The sequence below is a fragment of the Planomonospora parontospora genome (assembly GCA_014647935.1).
In the GTDB taxonomy this organism is placed as follows: Bacteria; Actinomycetota; Actinomycetes; order Streptosporangiales; family Streptosporangiaceae; genus Planomonospora; species Planomonospora parontospora.
Map to the genome: position 1 here is coordinate 20336 of BMQD01000011.1, position 18366 is coordinate 38701.

An 18366-nucleotide genomic window follows, 5' to 3' on the forward strand; every position below is an offset into this window, starting at 1 on the left:
CGTGACGCCCGGCCGGCTCGCCGAGGTGCTCGGGGCGCCGCCGGTCCCGCGGGGGACGTGGGAGCGGGAGGCGCTGTACGTCTCGACGGCCGCACTGCGCCACGGGGAGCGGGCCGGTGAGCGGGCGGCGGAGCTGGCCCTGCGGCTGCGCGCGCTGCCGGGGATCGAGGAGGTCCGGGTACGGCCCGGCGGGTTCCTGGAGATCGTGGTGGCCGTCCCCGGCGAGCTGGCCGGGGAGGCCGGTGCGGCCCTTCCCGGCGCGGCCCCGCCCGGCGGGGTCCTGCCGGGGACGCCGTGGTCGCCGGGCACCTGGGACAACCCCGGGTTCGTCGTCGGCTACGCGCACGCGCGGGCGGTCGCCGTACGGCGCTGGGCGGCGGAGCTGGGCGTGGCGGGGGCGTTCCGGCCGGAGCTCCTGGCGGACCGGTGGGACCGGGCGGTGCTCAGGGCGCTGGCCGAGGCGCCGGGCAGGCGGGTGAGCCGGGATCCCGGGTGGGCGGCCTACGCCGAGCGGCTGGCCCTGGCCTACCACGACGCGTTCGAGCGGGCTCCGGCGCTGCCGCGGGGGGACGAGGCGGCGTCGGCGCTGCACGTGGCGCGGGTGCGGCTGGCGGGGGCCGTGCGGGAGGCGCTGGCGGAGGCGATGGCGGAGGTCGGAGTGATTCCACCCGATAGATTGTGATTAATCATCCGAAAACATACTGAGGAGAACTGGTGAGCGGTCCGCGCGACTGGTCCCCTCACGGCGCGTCGCGGCCCGGCGTGGTCCGGCGGACGCTGCCCGTCCTCCTCGTCTTCGCCCTCCTGCTCGGCGCGCTGTTCTACCTGCGCGACGACCTGCGGGAGCTGATCAGGACCGCGCCCGGATCGGCCCGCTCGGCCGTGGCCACGCACCTGCTCTACGAGAAGACCGGCCCGGTCGGCGGCCGCTGCCCCGGCCTGCCGAAGGACCTCGACGCCGACCCGGACACGACCCTGAACATCCTGGCGGGCTGCCTGGACCGCATGTGGAGCGCGACCCTGGAACCGGCCGGCTTCGACTACGAGCCGCCCGCGGAGATGCGGCTGGTCGCCGCCCCGGAGGAGGCGGCCTGCGGGATCGACGACTTCGACTGGGCCGGCATCTACTGCTCGGGGGAGCGCATCGTCAACGTCCTGGTGGAGGACGACGGCGAGGAGCGCGACGCCTTCCCGATGATGTTCACCCTCGCCCACGAGTACGCCCACCACGTCCAGCAGATCACCGGGATCGCCGACCAGAACGGCTCGGAGGTCTTCGACGAGGCGTGGTCCCGGCGGCTGGAGCTGCAGGCCGACTGCCTGGCCGCGGCGGCGCTGCGCAACGTGCACCCGTACCTGCTGAACGACCTGCGCCGCGGCGCGGCCGCGGAGCCGGACGAGGCGGACGCCGGCGCGGACGCGGCCCGCCAGTCGCACGGCTCCGGCGCCAGCGGCGCCCGCTGGATGCTCCGCGGGCAGCAGAAGGGCACGCTCGCCGGGTGCAACACCTGGAAGGCCCCGGCCGAAGAGGTCTCCTGAAGCCCCCGGATCCGCCCGGGACGCCAAAATCTGCGGCGAGAACGGATGAACGCCTGAAAAGTTCGCGTATCCGCGGACGATTCCGTCTCGACAGGTGAGCAGGCGTCTCATCCGGATCAGCGGGTCCGATAGCCTCTTTTGGGTGAGTCGATTCGTCCACCCCGCCGGTGACCGGCACGCCGAGATCCTTCCCGAGGACCGCCCGCCGCAGGCGCCCGCCGACCTCAACACGCTCGACCCGACGATCTGGCCGCGAACGTCCAGCCGCGCCGACGGCTCGATCACGATCGGCGGCGTGGACGTCAGGGACCTGGCCGAGCAGTACGGCACGCCGCTCTACGTGGTGGACGAGGAGGACTTCCGCTCCCGCTGCCGCGAATACCGGTCCGCGTTCGAGGGCGGTGAGGTCCACTACGCGGGCAAGGCGTTCCTGTGCCGCGAGGCCGCCCGCTGGGTCATGCAGGAGGGCCTGGGCCTCGACGTGTGCAGCGCGGGCGAGCTCGCCGTCGCGCTGAGCGTCGGCTTCCCGCCCGAGCGGATCACGATGCACGGCAACAACAAGTCGCCCGCCGAGCTGGAGCGGGCCGTCCAGGCCGGCGTCGGGCACATCGTGGTCGACTCCTACGAGGAGATCGCCCGGCTGGGCTTCCTCGCCGAGCGGCACGGCGTGCGGCCCAAGGTCCTGATCCGGGTCACCGTGGGCGTGGAGGCGCACACCCACGAGTTCATCGCCACCGCCCACGACGACCAGAAGTTCGGCCTCTCGCTGAGCAGCGGCGCGGCCGCCGAGGCCGCCCGCCGGATCCTCGCCCTGCCCCAGCTGGAGCTGGTGGGCCTGCACTCCCACATCGGGTCGCAGATCACCGACACCGCCGGGTTCGAGGTGGCCGCGACCCGCCTGGCCAAGCTCATGGTGCAGATCCAGCAGGAGCACGGCGTCGTCCTGCCCGAGCTCGACCTCGGCGGCGGGTACGGCGTCGCCTACGTCGAGGGCGACGAGACGCTCGACGTCAAGGAGATCGCCGACAGCCTGCGCGAGATCGTCGCCAGGGTGGCGCAGGCCGCGCACCTGCCGGTCCCCCGGCTCACGGTCGAGCCGGGCCGGTCCATCGCGGCGATCGCGGGGGTGACCCTCTACGAGGTCGGCACGATCAAGGACGTCGAGGGCCTGCGCACCTATGTCAGCGTCGACGGCGGCATGAGCGACAACGTGCGCACCGCCCTCTACGGCGCCGACTACACCGCCCGCCTGGCCTCCCGGGCGAGCGACGCGGCGCCGATGCTCTCGCGCCTGGTCGGCAAGCACTGCGAGAGCGGCGACATGGTGGTCCGCGACCTGTGGCTGCCGCAGGACCTCGCCCCCGGCGACCTGGTCGCCGTGGCCGGGACCGGCGCCTACTGCCGCTCGCTGGCCAGCAACTACAACTACCTCCCCAAGCCGGCCGTGGTAGCGGTCGCGGGCGGGGCGTCCCGTGTGATCGTCCAGCGGGAGACCGAGGACGACTTGCTGAGAGGACAGCTGTGAACCAGGTTCCCGGGAAGAAACTGAAGGTCGCGCTGCTCGGCTGCGGCGTGGTCGGCTCCCAGGTGATCCGGCTGATGCGGGAGCAGGCCGGCGACCTCGCCGCCCGGATCGGCGCGCCGCTGGAGCTGGCGGGCGTGGCCGTACGCCGGCCGGGCCGGGCGCGGGACGTCGACGTGGACCCCGCGCTGATCACCACCGACGCCGAGGCCCTGGTGACGCGCGACGACGTGGACGTCGTGGTCGAGGTGATCGGCGGCATCGAGCCGGCGCGCTCGCTCATCCTCGCCGCGATGGGGGCCGGCAAGTCGGTCGTCACCGCGAACAAGGCGCTGCTCGCCGAGGACGGCGCGACGGTCCACGCCGCGGCCCGGGCCGGCGGCGCCGACCTGTACTTCGAGGCGGCCGTCGCGGGCGCGATCCCGCTGATCCGGCCGCTGCGCGAGTCCCTGGCCGGGGACCACGTGCACCGGGTGCTCGGCATCGTCAACGGCACCACGAACTACATCCTCGACAAGATGGACTCCTCGGGCGCCTCGTTCTCCGACGCGCTGGAGGAGGCCCAGGCCCTGGGCTACGCCGAGGCCGACCCCACCGCCGACGTCGAGGGCTTCGACGCCGCGGCCAAGGCCGCGATCCTGGCCGGGATCGCGTTCCACAGCCGGGTCACCGCCGCGGACGTGCACCGCGAGGGCATCACCGAGATCAGCGCGGCGGACGTGGCCAGCGCCAGGGAGATGGGCTACGTCATCAAACTGCTGGCGATCTGCGCCCGCTCGGAGGACGGCCGTTCCTTCGGCGTCCGGGTGCACCCGGCGATGATCCCCCGGACCCATCCGCTGGCCGGGGTCCGCGAGGCCTACAACGCGGTCTTCGTCGAGGCGGAGTCCGCCGGGCAGCTGATGTTCTACGGCGCGGGCGCCGGCGGCGCGCCGACGGCCAGCGCGGTGCTCGGCGACATCGTGGCGGTGGGCCGCAACCTGCTGGCCGGCACGCGCGGCCCGGAGGAGTCGACCTACGCCGACCTGACGGTCCACCCGATGGGCGAGACCGTCACGCGCTACCACGTCTCCCTGGACGTCGCCGACAAGCCGGGCGTGCTCGCCCGGGTCGCCGACATGTTCGCCAAACAGGACGTATCCATCCAGACCGTCCGGCAGGAGGGGCTCGGCGCCGACGCCCAGCTCGTCCTGGTCACGCACCGGGCCAGCGACGCCGCCCTGTCGGCGACGATCGAGGGCCTGCGGGAGCTCGACATCGTCCGCGACGTGGTGAGCGTCATGCGGGTCGAGGGCGAGGACGCCTCCTAGCCGTCCCGCCCGGGACGCCTCCGGCGGGCCCGTATCCGGACACTCCGGTGTCCGGATACGGGCCCGTCCGCGTGTGGGGAAGGCCGGCCGTTCCGGCAGGGGAGAGATGCCTGGCATTCAACTGGAGATCACACGAGTGTTTGGTAGATAAACGGCATATGAAGTGCCATATGTCGGTATGGTGATTTCCTATGTCCTCCGTTCCTTTCCTATCGGGCCGGTTCGGGACCCTGCCCGGATCGTTCATCCGCCTTCCCCTCCCCGGAAGGAACACCGCATCATGAAGACCCCCGTATACCTGGCAGGGGCCCTGGCAGCGCTGACCCTGCTCGTCCCCCTGGCCGCCCCCGCCCAGGCGGCCGCCCCGAAGAAGGCGAAGAAGCCGCAGACGGTCGTCGCCCTCACCTTCGACGACGGCGACGCCACACAGGCGGAGGCCGCCCGTATGCTCCAGAACCACGGCATGCGGGGCACGTTCTACGTCAACAGCGGCACCATCGGGCAGGAGGGCAAGCTCACCGAGAGCCAGCTCACCGCGCTGGCCAAGGCCGGCCACGAGATCGGCGGGCACTCGGTGGACCACGTACGGCTCAACGGGCTTCTGCCGGACCGGCAGCGCGAGCAGATCTGCGGTGACCGCCGGGCCCTGATGGAGATGGGCCACGAGGTCAGCACCTTCGCCTACCCGTTCGGCGCGGTGGACGGCGACGCCAGGCAGACGGCCAAGGAGTGCGGCTACGCCGCGGCCCGCGGGGTCAGCGGCCTGCGCGCGGTGACCTGTGCCACCTGCTCCACGCCCGCCGCCGAGAGCCTTCCCCCGGCGAACCGCTGGAACATCCGCGGCGCGGGCTCGGTGCTCGACAGTACGTCGGTGCGGCATCTGAAGCAGCAGGTGCTCAACGCGGAGAAGGCCGGGGGCGGCCTGGTGCCCGTCATCTTCCATGTGGTCTGCGACGACTGCGGCCAGTACTCGATCGCGCCGGAGCGGCTGGAGGAGTTCCTCGTCTGGCTGGAGAAGCGCAGGAGCCGCGGCACGGTGGTCAGGACCGTGGCGCAGGCGGTCGGCGCCAAGCCGGGACCGCTGCCGGAGGACTGACCCGGGACGGGGCGGGCCTGCGCCACGTCCCGTCCCGTCCGGGCGCGGATGGGCGGATGAACGCGATGTCCTACATCGATGAACTCTCTGCAATGGCTGTGAGTTTCCTGAGTGAACCGCTCTGACCTCAGGGAGTGCCGGGCCGTGATTTGCCAGGCGGAACCTTGCGCCTTTACAGTAATTGACCGTTTTTACGTCACATAAAGATGGTCGGTCCTCTGGAGGCCGGACCGGCCGGAGCGTGTGCCCACAGTGAAGAGTCGCCCAGTCCCAGTCCCAGTCGAAGTGGTCGGTCCCTTGACGAAGTCGCACTGCAGCGAGACACCGGAGGGAGAACAGCCCGCGGCCGCCGTCGTGCCCACCGCCGGAGAGCCCGCCGCCCGGCAGGACGGGCGGCGCAGGGAGGGGCCGACACCCGAGGGCTTCCCCCGGACGCCGTCGGAGGAGATCGCGGACCTGCGCTGGACGGGCGGCCGGTGGAGCGTGGAGGGCGGCTCACCCGCCGACGCGGAGGGCGGCTCACCCGCCGACGTGAGGGAGCACCTGGCGCTGCGCGTCCGCTGGCCCGCGCAGACCGTTGACCTGGCAGGGCTGATCGACCTGGCCGCGGCCGGGGCGCCGCTGCACGCCGAGGAGGTTCCCGGCTGGGTGGATCGCGCCGACCCCGCCCTCGCCGAGCTGCTCACCGTCGGCGACTGGCTCACCGAGCCCCGGCAGGGTACGCCCTCCTGTACGGCCGACCTGCGCCGTGAGGAGCACAGCGTGCGGCTGCGCCGCCACGGGCTCGCGCGCCGCGGCGCGGTACCGGCGGAGACACCGGCGGTCAGCGTCGTGATGGCCAGCATGCGCCCGCACCTGCTCCAGGACGCACTCGGCCAGATCGCCCGGCAGCGCGGGGTGGAGACCGAGGTCCTGCTGGGCCTGCACGGCGTCCCCGCCTCCCACGAGGCGGTACGGTCCGCGATCGCGGCCTGCCCGCTGCCGGTCACGGTGATCGAGGCCGACTCCGCGGCGACGCTCGGGGAGGTGCTCGGCCTCGCCGCCGCCGCGGCCGGCGGCCGGTACGTCACCAAGTGGGACGACGACGACTGGTACGGCCCCGATCACCTGGCCGACCTCCTGCTCGCCCGGTCGTACTCCGGAGCGGACATCATCGGGACGGCGGCCGAGTTCTTCTACCTGGAACCCCTGAACGTGACGGTCCGCCGTACCGACTACGCCGGCGAGGTCTGGTCCGACCACGTGGCCGGGGGCACGATCCTGCTGGAGCGCGACCGCTTCCGCGAGACCGGAGGTTTCCCCGCCCTGCCCCGGGGGGTGGACGCAGCCTTCCTGAAGGCCGCCCACGCCGCCGGGGCGCTCATCTACCGCACCCACGGCCTGGGGTACATGCTGCGCCGCCAGGTGAGCGACCGGCACACCTGGCGCCTCCCGCTCGCCCACTTCCTGAGAGTCGCCTCCCACCAGTGGCGGGGGCGGCGCCCCAGCAGGATCCTCACCCCATGACGACCCCGAGCAGGTGCACCGACATGATCCCCCGGATCAGGGGCAACGACTACCGCGCCCTCACCCTGCCCGAGCTCGGCGCCTGGACGCCGTCGCTGCGGGTCAGCGTCGTCATCCCCGCCTACGGCGGCCAGGACAAGCTCGACCTGGTGCTGGCCGGGCTGGAGCGTCAGACCTACCCCGCGGACCTCACCGAGGTCATCGTGGTGGACAACGGCAGCACGCCGCCCCTGCGGCTGCCCGCGCTCCGGCCGGAGAACACCCGGCTGCTGGTCTGCGCCACCCCGGGCCGGGCCCACGCGCGCAACGCCGGGCTCCGCGAGGCGACCGGCGACGTGGTCCACTGGCTGGATTCCGACGTGGTCCTGGACCGGCGCTCCGTCGAGGCCCACATGCGCTGGCACCACGCGGCGCCGTACCTGTCGGTGACCGGCTACATCCGCTTCAGCCCGGCCCCGCTGCCCACGCCGGAGGCCGTGGCCGGCGCCGCCGACCTCGCCGAGATCTTCGAGCCCGCCGAGCCGCACGCCTGGCTGGTGAAGATGATCGACGACACCGACGGCCTCACCAGGAGGCCGAGCCGCCCGTTCGGGCTGCACGTGGGCGGAGCCACCTCGGTCAGCGCCGCCCTGCTGGAGCGGGCCGGGCCGATGGACACCGATCTCATCCTCGGCCAGGACACCGAGATGGGCTACCGGCTGGCCCAGGCGGGCGCGGTCTTCGTCCCCGAGCCGGAGGCGCGGGCCTTCCACCTGGGACCGACCATGCGCATGCGGGAGAAGGACCCGATCGACCGGGTCAGCTACGCGTTCATCGCCGACCGCATTCCCACCTACCGCTGGCTCCGCCTTCACCCGGCCCGCCAGTGGAAGGTCCCTTACGTCGAGGTGGTCGTCGGCTCCCCGGAGACCGGGAAGGACGCCTTCTCCTACGACGACGTCCGCGCCACGGTCGACGCGGTGCTCGCCGGCACCGTCCCCGACATCGCGGTCACCATCGAAGGCCCCTGGGACCGCGTCAGGGACGAGGGACGGGCCCCGCTCACCAACCCCGACCTGGACCTGGTGCTCACCCGGGGCCACTACGCCCACGAGCCCCGGGTGCGGACGGCGCCCGCGTCGTGGGGCGCGGTGCCGTACCGGCTCCGGCTGCCCGCGGGATGGGTGCCGGAGGATGACGCCCTGGCCCGCCTGATCGACCTGGCCAAGCAGGGGGAGTACGGCCTGCTGTCGGTGCTGCTGGAGGAGGACGCGCCGGACGGCTCCGGCGGCGGGTTCGTCACGGCCCGGCTGGAGCGCACCGCGGCCTTCGCCCGCGCGGCGATCGTCCGCGCGCCCGGGGAGGACCTCGACGATGCGGTGGAGGACGTCTCCGGCACGCTCTGGGTGGACGCCGAGACCGCGGGGTTCTCCCGCGAGGCACTTCCCCCGGTGAGCCGCCGCAGGGCCCACCGGGACCGGCTCAAGGCCGAGGAGCAGGTCCGGCACACCGAGCGGGTGCAGGCCCGGATGGTCGAGTGGCGCGAGGAGGCCGCCCGCTGGCGCAGGAGCACCGTGGAGCTGCGGCGCGAGGTCGCGTCCCTGCGCAGGGAACTGGCGGCCTCCCGCAAGACCCAGGCGATCCCCCGGCGGCAGGACGTCCGCTACCGCCTGCTGATGTCGGTGAAGCGGGCGATCGACCGCCGCCGGTGACGCCGGAAGCGCCCTATTCCTCCCGAATTGCGGCGCGCAGCCGGGAGAGCAGCGTGCGCGGCCTTCGCGGATCCGGGGCGGCGGGAGCAGCGCCCTCGCGTGGTGCGAGCCCGGCGGCCTCGCCGTCGCCCGCGTCCTTTGACGCGCCCTTCGCCATGCCCTTCGCCGGATTCTCGGCGGGGTCCGCTTGCACGGTCGGCCAGAACCGCGCCCGATCGCCCTTCCCCACCCCGTGGGTGGCCTCGATCGAGGCGGCCACGTCATCCGCGCCGAGCAGCCGGGCCCGGCCCAGCGCCTCGGTACGCGCCAGCACCGCCGAACCGTCGCCGGGCAGGTCGACGACCAGCATGCCGTACCGCTCCCGCTGCAGCACCCCGATCATCTGCTCCAGGGTCGCCGGGCCCAGCGGGACCGAGACCGGGCCGGTGTAGCGGAACGGGATCGGCTCCGGCGTGGCGGCGACCTCGGTCGCGAACCGCACCCGCCCGTCGTGGGAGAAGTGCTCGCGCATCAGCCGCAGGTCGAAGGCCAAGTCGTCGAGCACCGGGCGCCGCCCGCCGGTCTCCGGCCACGGCGCCACCAGCGTCACCACCACGTCGCCGAGAGATCCCGACAGGGCCGCGCCCACCGCCTCGCGCACCTGCTCGGGGGCGGAGCCGTCCACCCGCAGCACCACCTCGGCGTACGGCACCAGCCAGCGCCGCCCCCTGTCCTTGCGCAGATCCCGGCGGAGCGGGATCCGATGGGCGAGGTAGGGAGCGACCACGCGCACCGCCCGGTCCGGGTCGAGGCGCTGCGCGGGCAGCCCGAGGTGCACCGCCTGGGCGGCCATGTCGGGGACGAACACCACGCCGTGCTGGGCCAGCCGGTAGGCGAACTCGGTGTCCTCCCCCCGCAGCACGGCGGGGTCGAGTCCGCCCACGGCGTGGAAGATCTCCCGCCGCATCGACACGGTCGGACCGGTGCACACGTGGTACGGGTTGCGACTGGCCCGCAGGCCGTCGAGACGGGCGATGGTCTGCTCGGTGGAGCTGGGCAGCGCCGCGGACAGGTCGAAGACGTCTCCGAGGGAGTCCGTGCGCACCGCCTCGTGGACCCGCTCGGGTGTCACCGGCGGCTCCTCGATGAACTTCTTGGCGCCGATGGCGACCACATGGTCACTCAGGTGGTGCCAGCGGGCCAGCGCCTCGATGTGCTCGCGGCAGACGACCATGTCGGAGTCCAGCCGCTGCAGCACGAGGCCGTCCGCCCGGGCCGCCCCGGAGTTGACCGCGTGCGCGATGCCCCACTTCCCGGGGTCCGCCGCGATGATCCGGGTGTCCGCCGGGGCGATCTCCGGCAGCCGCAGCGGCGGCTCGCTGCCGTCGTCGACGACGATCACCTCCATGAGGTGGTCCGGGTAGCTCTGCGCCGCCAGGGCCGCGAGGACCAGGTCGAGCCGGTGCTGCCCGCCGCGCGCGGGAATGACCACGCTCACCGGGAGGGACGGCTCCCAGCCGCCGAGCCCGGGGGGCTCCAGAGGCGAGTAGTCGTTGTGCCGGATCAAGGGCGGGCCGGCCGCCGCTCCACCCGTCATGACAGCTGCACTCCTTGTCGGATCGTCCGGGGTTCCGCCTGTCAAACCCTGTCGACCCTACCCGCCGCTCCCCGGTGCCGCCCCGGGAGAGGCCGCGTCGAGAGGGCGGTTGTCCACTTGGTGGACGCGGAATCCCGGGGGCCTGGCGGTTGCCCGTAGACTCGTTGCCCAACACCGCAGGTAGGGCGCGCGCGGCGGAACCGCGCGCGGGAGGAGCAATCATGACCAGGGCATGGCGTGGCCTCATCGAGGAATACCGTGACCGTCTTCCGGTCACCGGCGAGACGCCCGTCGTGACGCTCCTGGAGGGCGGCACGCCGCTCGTCCCGGCGCACCGGGTCTCGGCGCTGACCGGCTGCGAGGTCTACCTGAAGGTCGAGGGGCTGAACCCGACGGGCAGCTTCAAGGACCGCGGCATGACCATGGCCATCAGCAAGGCCGTCGAGGACGGCGCGAAGGCCGTGATCTGCGCCTCCACCGGCAACACCAGCGCCTCCGCCGCGGCCTACGCCGTCCGCGCGGGCCTGACCTGCGCGGTGCTCGTGCCCCGAGGAAAGATCGCCATGGGCAAGCTGGCGCAGGCGCTGGTCCACGGGGCGCGGCTGCTGCAGGTCGAGGGCTCCTTCGACGACTGCCTGGAGATGACCAGGAAGCTCTCGGAGAACTACCCGATCGCGCTGGTCAACTCGGTGAACCCGTTCCGGCTGCAGGGGCAGAAGACCGCGGCCTTCGAGATCGTGGACGCCCTCGGCGACGCGCCCGACGTCCACTGCATCCCGGTCGGCAACGCCGGCAACATCTCCGCCTACTGGATGGGCTACACCGAGTACGCCGCCGACGGCGTCGCCACCAGGACGCCCCGGATGTTCGGCTTCCAGGCCAGCGGGTCGGCACCGATCGTCAACGGCGCCCCGGTGACCCACCCGCACACGATCGCCACCGCGATCCGCATCGGCAACCCCGCATCCTGGAAGCTCGCCGAGGCCGCGCGGGACGAGTCCGGCGGCGTCATCCAGGCCGTCACGGACCGCCAGATCGCGGCCGCCTACAAGCTCCTGGCGCAGGAGGAGGGCGTGTTCGTCGAGCTCGCCTCCGCGGCCAGCGTGGCCGGTCTGCTCCAGGCCTGCCAGCAGGGGCTGGTCGAGCCCGGCCTGCGCATCGTCTGCACGGTGACGGGCAACGGGCTCAAGGACCCCGACTGGGCCATCTCCGGCGCGCCCACCCCGATCACGATCCCGATCGACGCCCACGCCGCCGCGAGCGCCCTCGAACTCGCCTGATCCCACCGGCTCCTCGACAAGGGAACGCATGACCGACAGCACGGTGGTCGTCCGGGTTCCGGCGACCTCGGCCAACCTCGGCCCCGGATTCGACACGCTGGGGTTGGCCCTGGCCCTCCATGACGAGGTGGAGGCCACTCTCTACGAACCCTCCTCAGGCGGCTCGGCCGAGACCGCCGAAGTCTCCGTCGAGGGTGAGGGCGCGGGCGAGGTCCCCCTCGACGGCCGCCATCTCATCGTCGCGACGATGAGGAGGACCTTCGACAGGATGGGCCTGCCCCGCCCCTCCGGCATCCGGCTGCGCTGCGTCAACCGGATCCCGCACGCGCGCGGGCTGGGCTCGTCCTCCGCGGCGATCTGCGCCGGGATCCTCGCCGCGCGGGCGCTGGCCGCCGAGCCGTACGCCGCCGCTCCGCGTCCGGACGGGACGGCGCCGGCCGCGCCGCCGAGCCCGCCGGAGTTCACCGACGACGACGTGTTCGCCCTCGCCACCGAGATCGAGGGGCACCCCGACAACGTGGGACCCTGCCTGGCCGGCGGGCTCACGGTCGCGTGGACGGAACCGTCGGGCGTTCCGCGTATGGCGAAACTGCTCCCGCACGCCGACGTGCGGCCCGTGGTCCTCGTCCCGGAGCACCGCCTGTCCACGGAGACGGCCCGGGGGCTGCTGCCCGCGAGCGTGCCGCACGCCGACGCGTCGGCGAACGCCGGGCGGGCCGCGCTGCTGGTCGCGGCGCTGACCGGGCGGCCGGAGCGCGAACTGCTGCTGGCCGGGACGGAGGACCGGCTGCACCAGGGCTACCGGGCCCCCGCGATGCCGCGGACGGCGGATCTGGTGGCGCGGCTGCGCGCGCTCGGGATCCCCGCGGTCGTCTCGGGCGCGGGTCCCACGGTCCTTGCGTTTTCCACGGGGGATAAGCAGGATTTGATCGCACCAGAAGTGGGTAATGACTGGCACATCCGGCCACTGGATGTCGAAACCCGCGGTGCGTGCGTTGTTTCTCCCGAGACACGTTGATGCCTCTTCGGCCTTCAGGGAATAGCTGTGTGCGCTGGTGATGTTAGGCTGATAGCCGCACCAGATGCCCCCGTGCTGGGTGCGTGCTTGTCAGCCACACATCGTTGCCTCACGTCCCGTTCCACGAGGCGTGAACGCCGCAGTGGCTTCCCCGAATCCGCCGCCTCCGAATGGTCCACATTCGAGCGGGGCAAGGAGAGGCGGCGTTTTAGGGGACATGCGCGTTCGAAACACCTCGACATCTGGTTGCCGGTAGCAATCCGGGGGGTGTCCTCCGTGCCTCACCGTCGGCGGGTCTCGATGGCGAGGGTGCGGATGTGCCCTTCTCCGACAGTGGCGACGGCCCTCCCGGGCCGTCGAGGATCGCAACAGGATCGCAACAGGATCGCGACAGGACCACAACGTGCAACCTGACCCGGTCTGTCCCACCGGATCGATCGCACCACCGGGACGATTGGCTGATCATGGCCACGCCCGACCCCTGGGAAGGACCCATTAGTGAGCGACACCACCGAACTCCTCTCCGACGCGAACGGCGCACAGCCCGCGGCCGGCGACACCCCCACCCGCGCCGCGGCGAAGTCGCCGCGTCGTCGCTCCGGCACCGGCCTGTCCGCCATGGTGCTGCCCGAGCTTCAGGCCATGGCCTCCGGCCTCGGCATCAGCGGGACCGGGCGGATGCGCAAGAGCCAGCTGATCGCGGCCATTCAGGAGAAGCAGGGCGTGACGGCGGAGAGCGCCGCCGCGCCCGCCGCCCCCACGGCTCCGGCTCCCGCCGCCGCGGAACCGGCCGCCGAGCGCCCCGCGCGCAGCCGCAGGGAACGTTCCCGCGCCTCCGCCGCCCCGGCCGAGCCCGTGGCCGAGCAGCCCGTCACCGCGCCCGAGCCGGTGGCCGCCGCCGCTCCCGCGGTGGAGGCGCCGGCCGAGACCGGTCAGACCGAGGGCCGCGCCGAGCGCGGCGAGAGCCGCCGTGAGCGCGGCGAGCGCCGCGGCCGTGAGCGCGGCGAGCGCGGTGAGCGTGGCGAGGGCCGCCGTGAGCGCGGCGAGAGCCGCGGTGACCAGCGCGGTGAAGGCCGCGGTGACCAGCGCGCCGCCGACGCGGGGCAGGGCCGCGGTGAGCGCGGTGAGCGTGGAGACCGCGTCGAGCGTGGAGACCGCGTCGAGCGCGAGCAGCGCGGCGAGCGCGGCGGTGACCAGAACCGCGGCCCGCAGGGCCGCACCGACCAGCACGGCATCGGCGAGGACGACGACCGCCGCGGGCGCCGCGGCCGGTTCCGGGAGCGCAACCGCCGCGGTCGCGACCGCTTCGAGGGCGGCGGCGAGCCCGTGGTCGGCGAGGACGACGTCCTCATCCCGATCGCCGGCATCCTGGACATCCTCGACAACTACGCGTTCGTCCGGACCAGCGGCTACCTGCCCGGTTCGAACGACGTCTACGTGTCGTTGGCCCAGATCCGCCGCAACGGCCTGCGCAAGGGCGACGTCGTCACCGGCGCCGTCCGCCAGCCGCGCGACGGCGAGCGCCGGGAGAAGTTCAACGCGCTCGTCCGCCTCGACACGGTCAACGGCATGGACCCGGAGCAGGCCCGCCAGCGGCCCGACTTCAACAAGCTCACGCCGCTCTACCCGCAGGAGCGCCTGCGTCTGGAGACCGAGCCGAACATCCTGACGACCCGGATCATCGACATGGTGGCCCCGATCGGCAAGGGCCAGCGCGGTCTCATCGTCTCCCCGCCCAAGGCGGGCAAGACGATGGTGCTCCAGGCGATCGCCAACGCGATCACCCGGAACAACCCCGAGTGCCACCTGATGGTCGTCCTCGTCGACGAGCGTCCGGAAGAGGTCACCGACATGCAGCGGTCGGTGAAGGGCGAGGTCATCCACTCGACCTTCGACCGTCCCGCCGAGGACCACACCACGGTCGCCGAGCTCGCCATCGAGCGCGCCAAGCGACTGGTGGAGCTGGGCCACGACGTCGTCGTGCTGCTCGACTCGATCACCCGCCTGGGCCGGGCCTACAACCTCGCGGCCCCGGCCTCGGGCCGGATCCTGTCCGGTGGTGTCGACTCCACGGCGCTTTACCCGCCGAAGCGCTTCTTCGGCGCCGCCCGCAACATCGAGAACGGCGGCTCGCTGACGATCCTGGCCACCGCGCTGGTCGAGACCGGCTCCAAGATGGACGAGGTCATCTTCGAGGAGTTCAAGGGCACCGGCAACGCCGAGCTCAAGCTCAACCGGGCCCTCGCGGACAAGCGGATCTTCCCCGCGGTGGACGTCGACGCGTCCGGCACCCGCAAGGAGGAGATCCTGATGGGCAAGGACGAGCTGCAGATCGTCTGGAAGCTGCGGCGGGTGCTGCACGCGCTGGACATGCAGCAGGCTCTGGAGCTCCTCCTGGAGAAGATGAAGGAGACCAAGTCCAACGCGGAGTTCCTGCTCCAGGTGCAGAAGACGACGGTCAGCTCCGACCGCGACTGACGCCGTACGGCCGGCGCCCCGGACCCCGAGAGCGGGGGCCGGGGCGTCCGGCGTCCGGAGCCCTTCTCCGGCCCTTCCGCGGCTCCTCCTCCCGGGGAGGGCGGGCGCGGGGAGGGCGGGGGAATGTCCGGTGGCCTGGGATGGTTGAAGGATCTGGCACACTGGTAGCCGAACCGCAGCGGTTCCGGTTCCCGCCCACTCGCACCTCAGTGTGTTCTCCCCGCCTCCGCGGGGGTGGACCCTGGCGACCCGGCGACCGCGCCTTGGAGAGGACGACAGTCATGAAGCCCGACATTCACCCGGAGTACGTCACCACCCAGGTGACCTGCACCTGCGGCAACACCTTCACCACCCGCAGCACCGCCAAGAACGGCGCGATCCACGCCGACGTGTGCTCGGCCTGCCACCCGTTCTACACGGGCAAGCAGAAGATCCTGGACACCGGCGGCCGGGTCGCCCGCTTCGAGAAGCGCTTCGGCAAGAAGACCACGGGCAAGTAGCCCAGCTCCCGACGCCGGCTCGGAACCACCCACCGCTCGCGGAGGGTGCGCCCGGGTCGGCGTTCGTGGTGAAGCGGCGGGCTTTCCCGGCGGCCTTCCACGGCCGAGGGCTTTCCAAAGGAAGAAGGACGTGCGGTGAACCTCGACGAGCTGCTCAGTGAGTACGCGGAGCTGGAACTCAAGCTCGGCGACCCCACCGTGCACGCGCACCCGACGCAGGCGCGCACGTTCGGCAGGCGCTACGCCGAACTGACCCCGATCATCAACACCCACCGCGAGCTCGAGGGCGTCCGGAGCGATCTGGCCACGGCCAGGGAGCTGGCGTCCGAGGACGAGGCCTTCGCCGAGGAGGCCAAGGAGCTCGAGGCGAGGATCCCCGAGCTGGAGGAGAGGCTCCGCCACCTGCTCGTCCCGCGCGATCCCAACGATGACAAGGACATCATCATGGAGATCAAGGCGGGCGAGGGCGGCGAGGAGTCGGCGCTGTTCGCCGGCGACCTCCTGCGGATGTACCTCCGCTACGCCGAGCGGGTCGGCTGGAAGACCGAGATCATCGACATGACCCACTCCGACCTGGGCGGCTACAAGGACGTCACGGTCGCGGTGAAGGCCAGGGGCGACGAGGGCGTCTGGTCCAGGCTGAAGTTCGAGGGCGGCGTGCACCGCGTGCAGCGCGTGCCGGTCACCGAGTCGCAGGGCCGCATCCACACCAGCGCGGCGGGCGTCCTGGTCTACCCGGAGGCCGAGGAGGTCGACGTCCAGATCGACCCGAACGACCTGCGCATCGACGTCTACCGCTCCAGCGGCCCCGGCGGCCAGAGCGTCAACACCACCGACTCGGCGGTGCGCATCACGCACATCCCGACCGGGGTGGTCGCCTCCTGCCAGAACGAGAAGAGCCAGCTCCAGAACAAGGAGTCGGCCATGCGCATCCTCCGGGCCCGCCTGCAGGCCATCGCCGAGGAGGAGGCCAACGCCGCCGCGATGGCCGAGCGCAAGTCGCAGATCCGCACGGTCGACCGCTCCGAGCGCATCCGCACCTACAACTTCCCCGAGAACCGCATCTCCGACCACCGCACCGGCTTCAAGGCCTACAACCTCGACCAGGTGCTGGACGGGGACCTGTCGGCCGTCATCCAGTCCCTGCTCGACGCCGAGATGGCGGAGAAGCTCGCCGCCCACGCCTAGAACCCCCGCCATGACCTTTCTGCTGGACGAGATCGCCCTCGCCACCGCCCGGCTCGCCGAGGCAGGTGTGCCGTCGCCGCGCACCGACGCCGAGGAGATCGCCGCCTATGTCCACGGCGTACGGCGCAGCGAGCTGCACACCGTGGCCGACGCGGACTTCGACGCGCTGTTCTGGGAGGGCGTCGCCCGGCGCGAGGCCCGCGAGCCTCTCCAGCACATCACCGGGCGGGCGTACTTCCGCTACCTGTCCCTGGAGGTCGGGCCCGGCGTCTTCGTGCCGCGCCCGGAGACCGAGGTGATGACGGGCTGGGCCATCGAGCGGCTGCAGGAGATGGACGTCGCCTCCCCGGTCGTGGTGGACCTCGGCACCGGCTCCGGCGCGATCGCGCTGTCCATCGCCCAGGAGGTCGCCCTGGCCACCGTGCACGCGGTCGAGGTCGACCCGGACGCCTACCGGTGGGCCAAGCGCAACATCCTGGAGCAGGGCCAGGGCCGGGTGCAGCTGCACCCCGAGGACCTCGCCGACGCGCTGCCCGAGCTGAACGGCCAGGTGGACCTGGTGGTGTCCAACCCGCCCTACATCCCGCCGGGTGCGATCCCGCGCGACCCCGAGGTGCGCGACTACGACCCGCACCGCGCCCTGTTCGGCTCAGGGCGCGACGGCCTCGACGAGGTCAGGGCGGTGGAGCGGACCGCGCGCAGGCTGCTCCGGCCGGGCGGGTTCGTCGCCGTGGAGCACGCCGACGAGCAGGGCACCCCGGTCTATCTGATCTTCTCCGAGGAGAACGGCTGGCGCGACGTGCGCAGCCGGCAGGACCTCGCCCGCAGGGACCGCTTCGTCACCGCTCGTTTCGGCCAGGAGTAGGATCCCGGCCGGGAACAGGAAGGAACGCCGTGAGCAGACGCTATGACTGCGCCGACGCCGAGCAGAGGGCGGCGGGCCTGACCGACGCGGCATCGGCCGTACGGCGCGGCGAGCTGGTGGTGCTCCCGACGGACACCGTCTACGGCATCGGCGCCGACGCCTTCACCCCGTCCGCGGTGAACCTCCTGCTGGAGGCCAAGGGACGCGGCCGGGACATGCCGGTGCCCGTCCTCGTCGGCACCGTGCGCGCGGCGAACGCGCTGGTGGAGAACCTGGGGCCGTACGGCCAGGACCTCGTCGACTCCTTCTGGCCCGGCCCGCTCACGCTCATCTGCCGGGTCAACCGGTCGCTCTCGTGGGACCTGGGCGAGACCAAGGGCACCGTCGCGCTCCGGATGCCGCTGCACGCGGTCGCCCTGGACCTGCTCAAGGACACCGGCCCGATGGCCGTCTCCAGCGCCAACCGCTCCGGCGCCCCCGCCGCGACCACGGCGGAGGAGGCCGAGAAGCAGCTCGGCGACGCGGTCTCGGTCTATCTCGACGGAGGGCCCTGCGCGGACTCGGTCCCGTCCACGATCCTCGACCTGACCACGGCCGTGCCCCGGCTGCTGCGCCGCGGGGCCGTACCGGTGGAGAAGCTGCGCGAGGTGATCGGCTACGTGGCGACCGACGCGGGCCCGGAATCCGAGGCCTGACCGGGGTCCGCGGCCCGGCCGGCCCGGGACCTGACCCGGTCCACGTCCTGAGGAAGCCGCATCCGCCCCCGGCCCGCGTTCCGGCCGGTCCGGGAGGCCGTC

The 18366-nt window shown here is 72.7% G+C and carries 15 protein-coding genes; 14 read left to right on the forward strand and 1 reads right to left on the reverse strand.

What is annotated here, in order from left to right:
- Position 1: 1 nt before the first annotated feature.
- The 7 genes from IEZ07_RS18035 (at position 2) to IEZ07_RS18065 (ending at position 8664) form a co-directional block, all read left to right on the forward strand.
- Positions 2 to 682: a DALR anticodon-binding domain-containing protein gene (locus IEZ07_RS18035; RefSeq protein WP_191895823.1), complete on the forward strand. Its 681-nt coding sequence runs from the start codon at positions 2 to 4 to the stop codon at positions 680 to 682.
- A gap of 32 nt (positions 683 to 714) precedes the next feature.
- Complete coding sequence (locus IEZ07_RS18040; protein ID WP_191895824.1) at positions 715 to 1539, forward strand: neutral zinc metallopeptidase; 825 nt, start codon at positions 715 to 717, stop codon at positions 1537 to 1539.
- Positions 1540 to 1681: 142 nt separating this feature from the next.
- On the forward strand, positions 1682 to 3064 hold the full coding sequence (gene lysA / locus IEZ07_RS18045; protein ID WP_068894802.1) for a diaminopimelate decarboxylase: 1383 nt from the start codon (positions 1682 to 1684) through the stop codon (positions 3062 to 3064).
- Positions 3061 to 4371, forward strand: coding sequence for a homoserine dehydrogenase (locus tag IEZ07_RS18050; protein ID WP_191895825.1), 1311 nt, complete (start codon positions 3061 to 3063; stop codon positions 4369 to 4371). The genes lysA and IEZ07_RS18050 overlap by 4 nt, the downstream gene beginning before the upstream one ends.
- A gap of 280 nt (positions 4372 to 4651) precedes the next feature.
- The gene (locus IEZ07_RS18055; protein WP_191895826.1) at positions 4652 to 5467 is read left to right on the forward strand and encodes a polysaccharide deacetylase family protein; all 816 of its coding nucleotides are present in this window, start codon (positions 4652 to 4654) and stop codon (positions 5465 to 5467) included.
- Positions 5468 to 5764: 297 nt separating this feature from the next.
- Entirely contained in the window at positions 5765 to 6973 is a 1209-nt protein-coding gene (locus IEZ07_RS18060; RefSeq protein ID WP_239320151.1) for a family 2 glycosyl transferase, read from the forward strand.
- Positions 6970 to 8664 carry a glycosyltransferase family 2 protein gene (locus IEZ07_RS18065; RefSeq protein WP_239320148.1) on the forward strand — a complete coding sequence of 565 codons (1695 nt, stop codon included), beginning with the start codon at positions 6970 to 6972 and terminating at the stop codon, positions 8662 to 8664. Before IEZ07_RS18060 ends, IEZ07_RS18065 begins: the two co-directional genes overlap by 4 nt.
- Positions 8665 to 8677: 13 nt before the next feature.
- Here the strand turns inward: IEZ07_RS18065 and IEZ07_RS18070 are convergent, their stop codons facing one another.
- Positions 8678 to 10240 carry a glycosyltransferase gene (locus IEZ07_RS18070; protein WP_191895827.1) on the reverse strand — a complete coding sequence of 521 codons (1563 nt, stop codon included), beginning with the start codon at positions 10238 to 10240 and terminating at the stop codon, positions 8678 to 8680.
- Between the two features lie 221 nt (positions 10241 to 10461).
- On the opposite strand from IEZ07_RS18070, the gene thrC reads away from it, so the two are divergent.
- The 7 genes from thrC to IEZ07_RS18105 all read left to right on the forward strand — a co-directional run bounded on the left by thrC (position 10462) and on the right by IEZ07_RS18105 (position 18264).
- The gene (gene thrC, locus IEZ07_RS18075; protein WP_068894815.1) at positions 10462 to 11520 is read left to right on the forward strand and encodes a threonine synthase; all 1059 of its coding nucleotides are present in this window, start codon (positions 10462 to 10464) and stop codon (positions 11518 to 11520) included.
- A 28-nt stretch (positions 11521 to 11548) separates the two neighbouring features.
- Positions 11549 to 12538, forward strand: coding sequence for a homoserine kinase (locus IEZ07_RS18080; RefSeq protein ID WP_191895828.1), 990 nt, complete (start codon positions 11549 to 11551; stop codon positions 12536 to 12538).
- A 498-nt stretch (positions 12539 to 13036) separates the two neighbouring features.
- Positions 13037 to 15016, forward strand: coding sequence for a transcription termination factor Rho (gene rho / locus IEZ07_RS18085; protein ID WP_191895829.1), 1980 nt, complete (start codon positions 13037 to 13039; stop codon positions 15014 to 15016).
- Between the two features lie 281 nt (positions 15017 to 15297).
- A complete protein-coding gene (gene rpmE / locus IEZ07_RS18090) occupies positions 15298 to 15516 on the forward strand; it encodes a 50S ribosomal protein L31 (RefSeq protein WP_191895830.1) in 219 nt (72 codons plus the stop codon).
- A 135-nt stretch (positions 15517 to 15651) separates the two neighbouring features.
- The gene (prfA, locus tag IEZ07_RS18095) at positions 15652 to 16704 is read left to right on the forward strand and encodes a peptide chain release factor 1 (RefSeq protein ID WP_068894821.1); all 1053 of its coding nucleotides are present in this window, start codon (positions 15652 to 15654) and stop codon (positions 16702 to 16704) included.
- Between the two features lie 10 nt (positions 16705 to 16714).
- Positions 16715 to 17569, forward strand: a complete 855-nt coding sequence (gene prmC / locus IEZ07_RS18100) for a peptide chain release factor N(5)-glutamine methyltransferase (protein ID WP_191895831.1) — start codon at positions 16715 to 16717, stop codon at positions 17567 to 17569.
- 29 nt (positions 17570 to 17598) lie between these two features.
- The gene (locus IEZ07_RS18105; RefSeq protein WP_068894825.1) at positions 17599 to 18264 is read left to right on the forward strand and encodes an L-threonylcarbamoyladenylate synthase; all 666 of its coding nucleotides are present in this window, start codon (positions 17599 to 17601) and stop codon (positions 18262 to 18264) included.
- The last annotated feature ends 102 nt before the right edge of the window (positions 18265 to 18366 follow it).

Coding starts and splice junctions, on each gene's coding strand:
- IEZ07_RS18080 (WP_191895828.1), top strand. CDS start 11,549: ATGACCGACAGCACGGTGGTCGTCCGGGTTCCGGCGACCTCGGCCAAC.
- prmC (WP_191895831.1), top strand. CDS start 16,715: ATGACCTTTCTGCTGGACGAGATCGCCCTCGCCACCGCCCGGCTCGCC.
- IEZ07_RS18065 (WP_239320148.1), top strand. CDS start 6,970: ATGACGACCCCGAGCAGGTGCACCGACATGATCCCCCGGATCAGGGGC.
- IEZ07_RS18055 (WP_191895826.1), top strand. CDS start 4,652: ATGAAGACCCCCGTATACCTGGCAGGGGCCCTGGCAGCGCTGACCCTG.
- IEZ07_RS18070 (WP_191895827.1), bottom strand. CDS start 10,240: ATGACGGGTGGAGCGGCGGCCGGCCCGCCCTTGATCCGGCACAACGAC.
- rpmE (WP_191895830.1), top strand. CDS start 15,298: ATGAAGCCCGACATTCACCCGGAGTACGTCACCACCCAGGTGACCTGC.
- thrC (WP_068894815.1), top strand. CDS start 10,462: ATGACCAGGGCATGGCGTGGCCTCATCGAGGAATACCGTGACCGTCTT.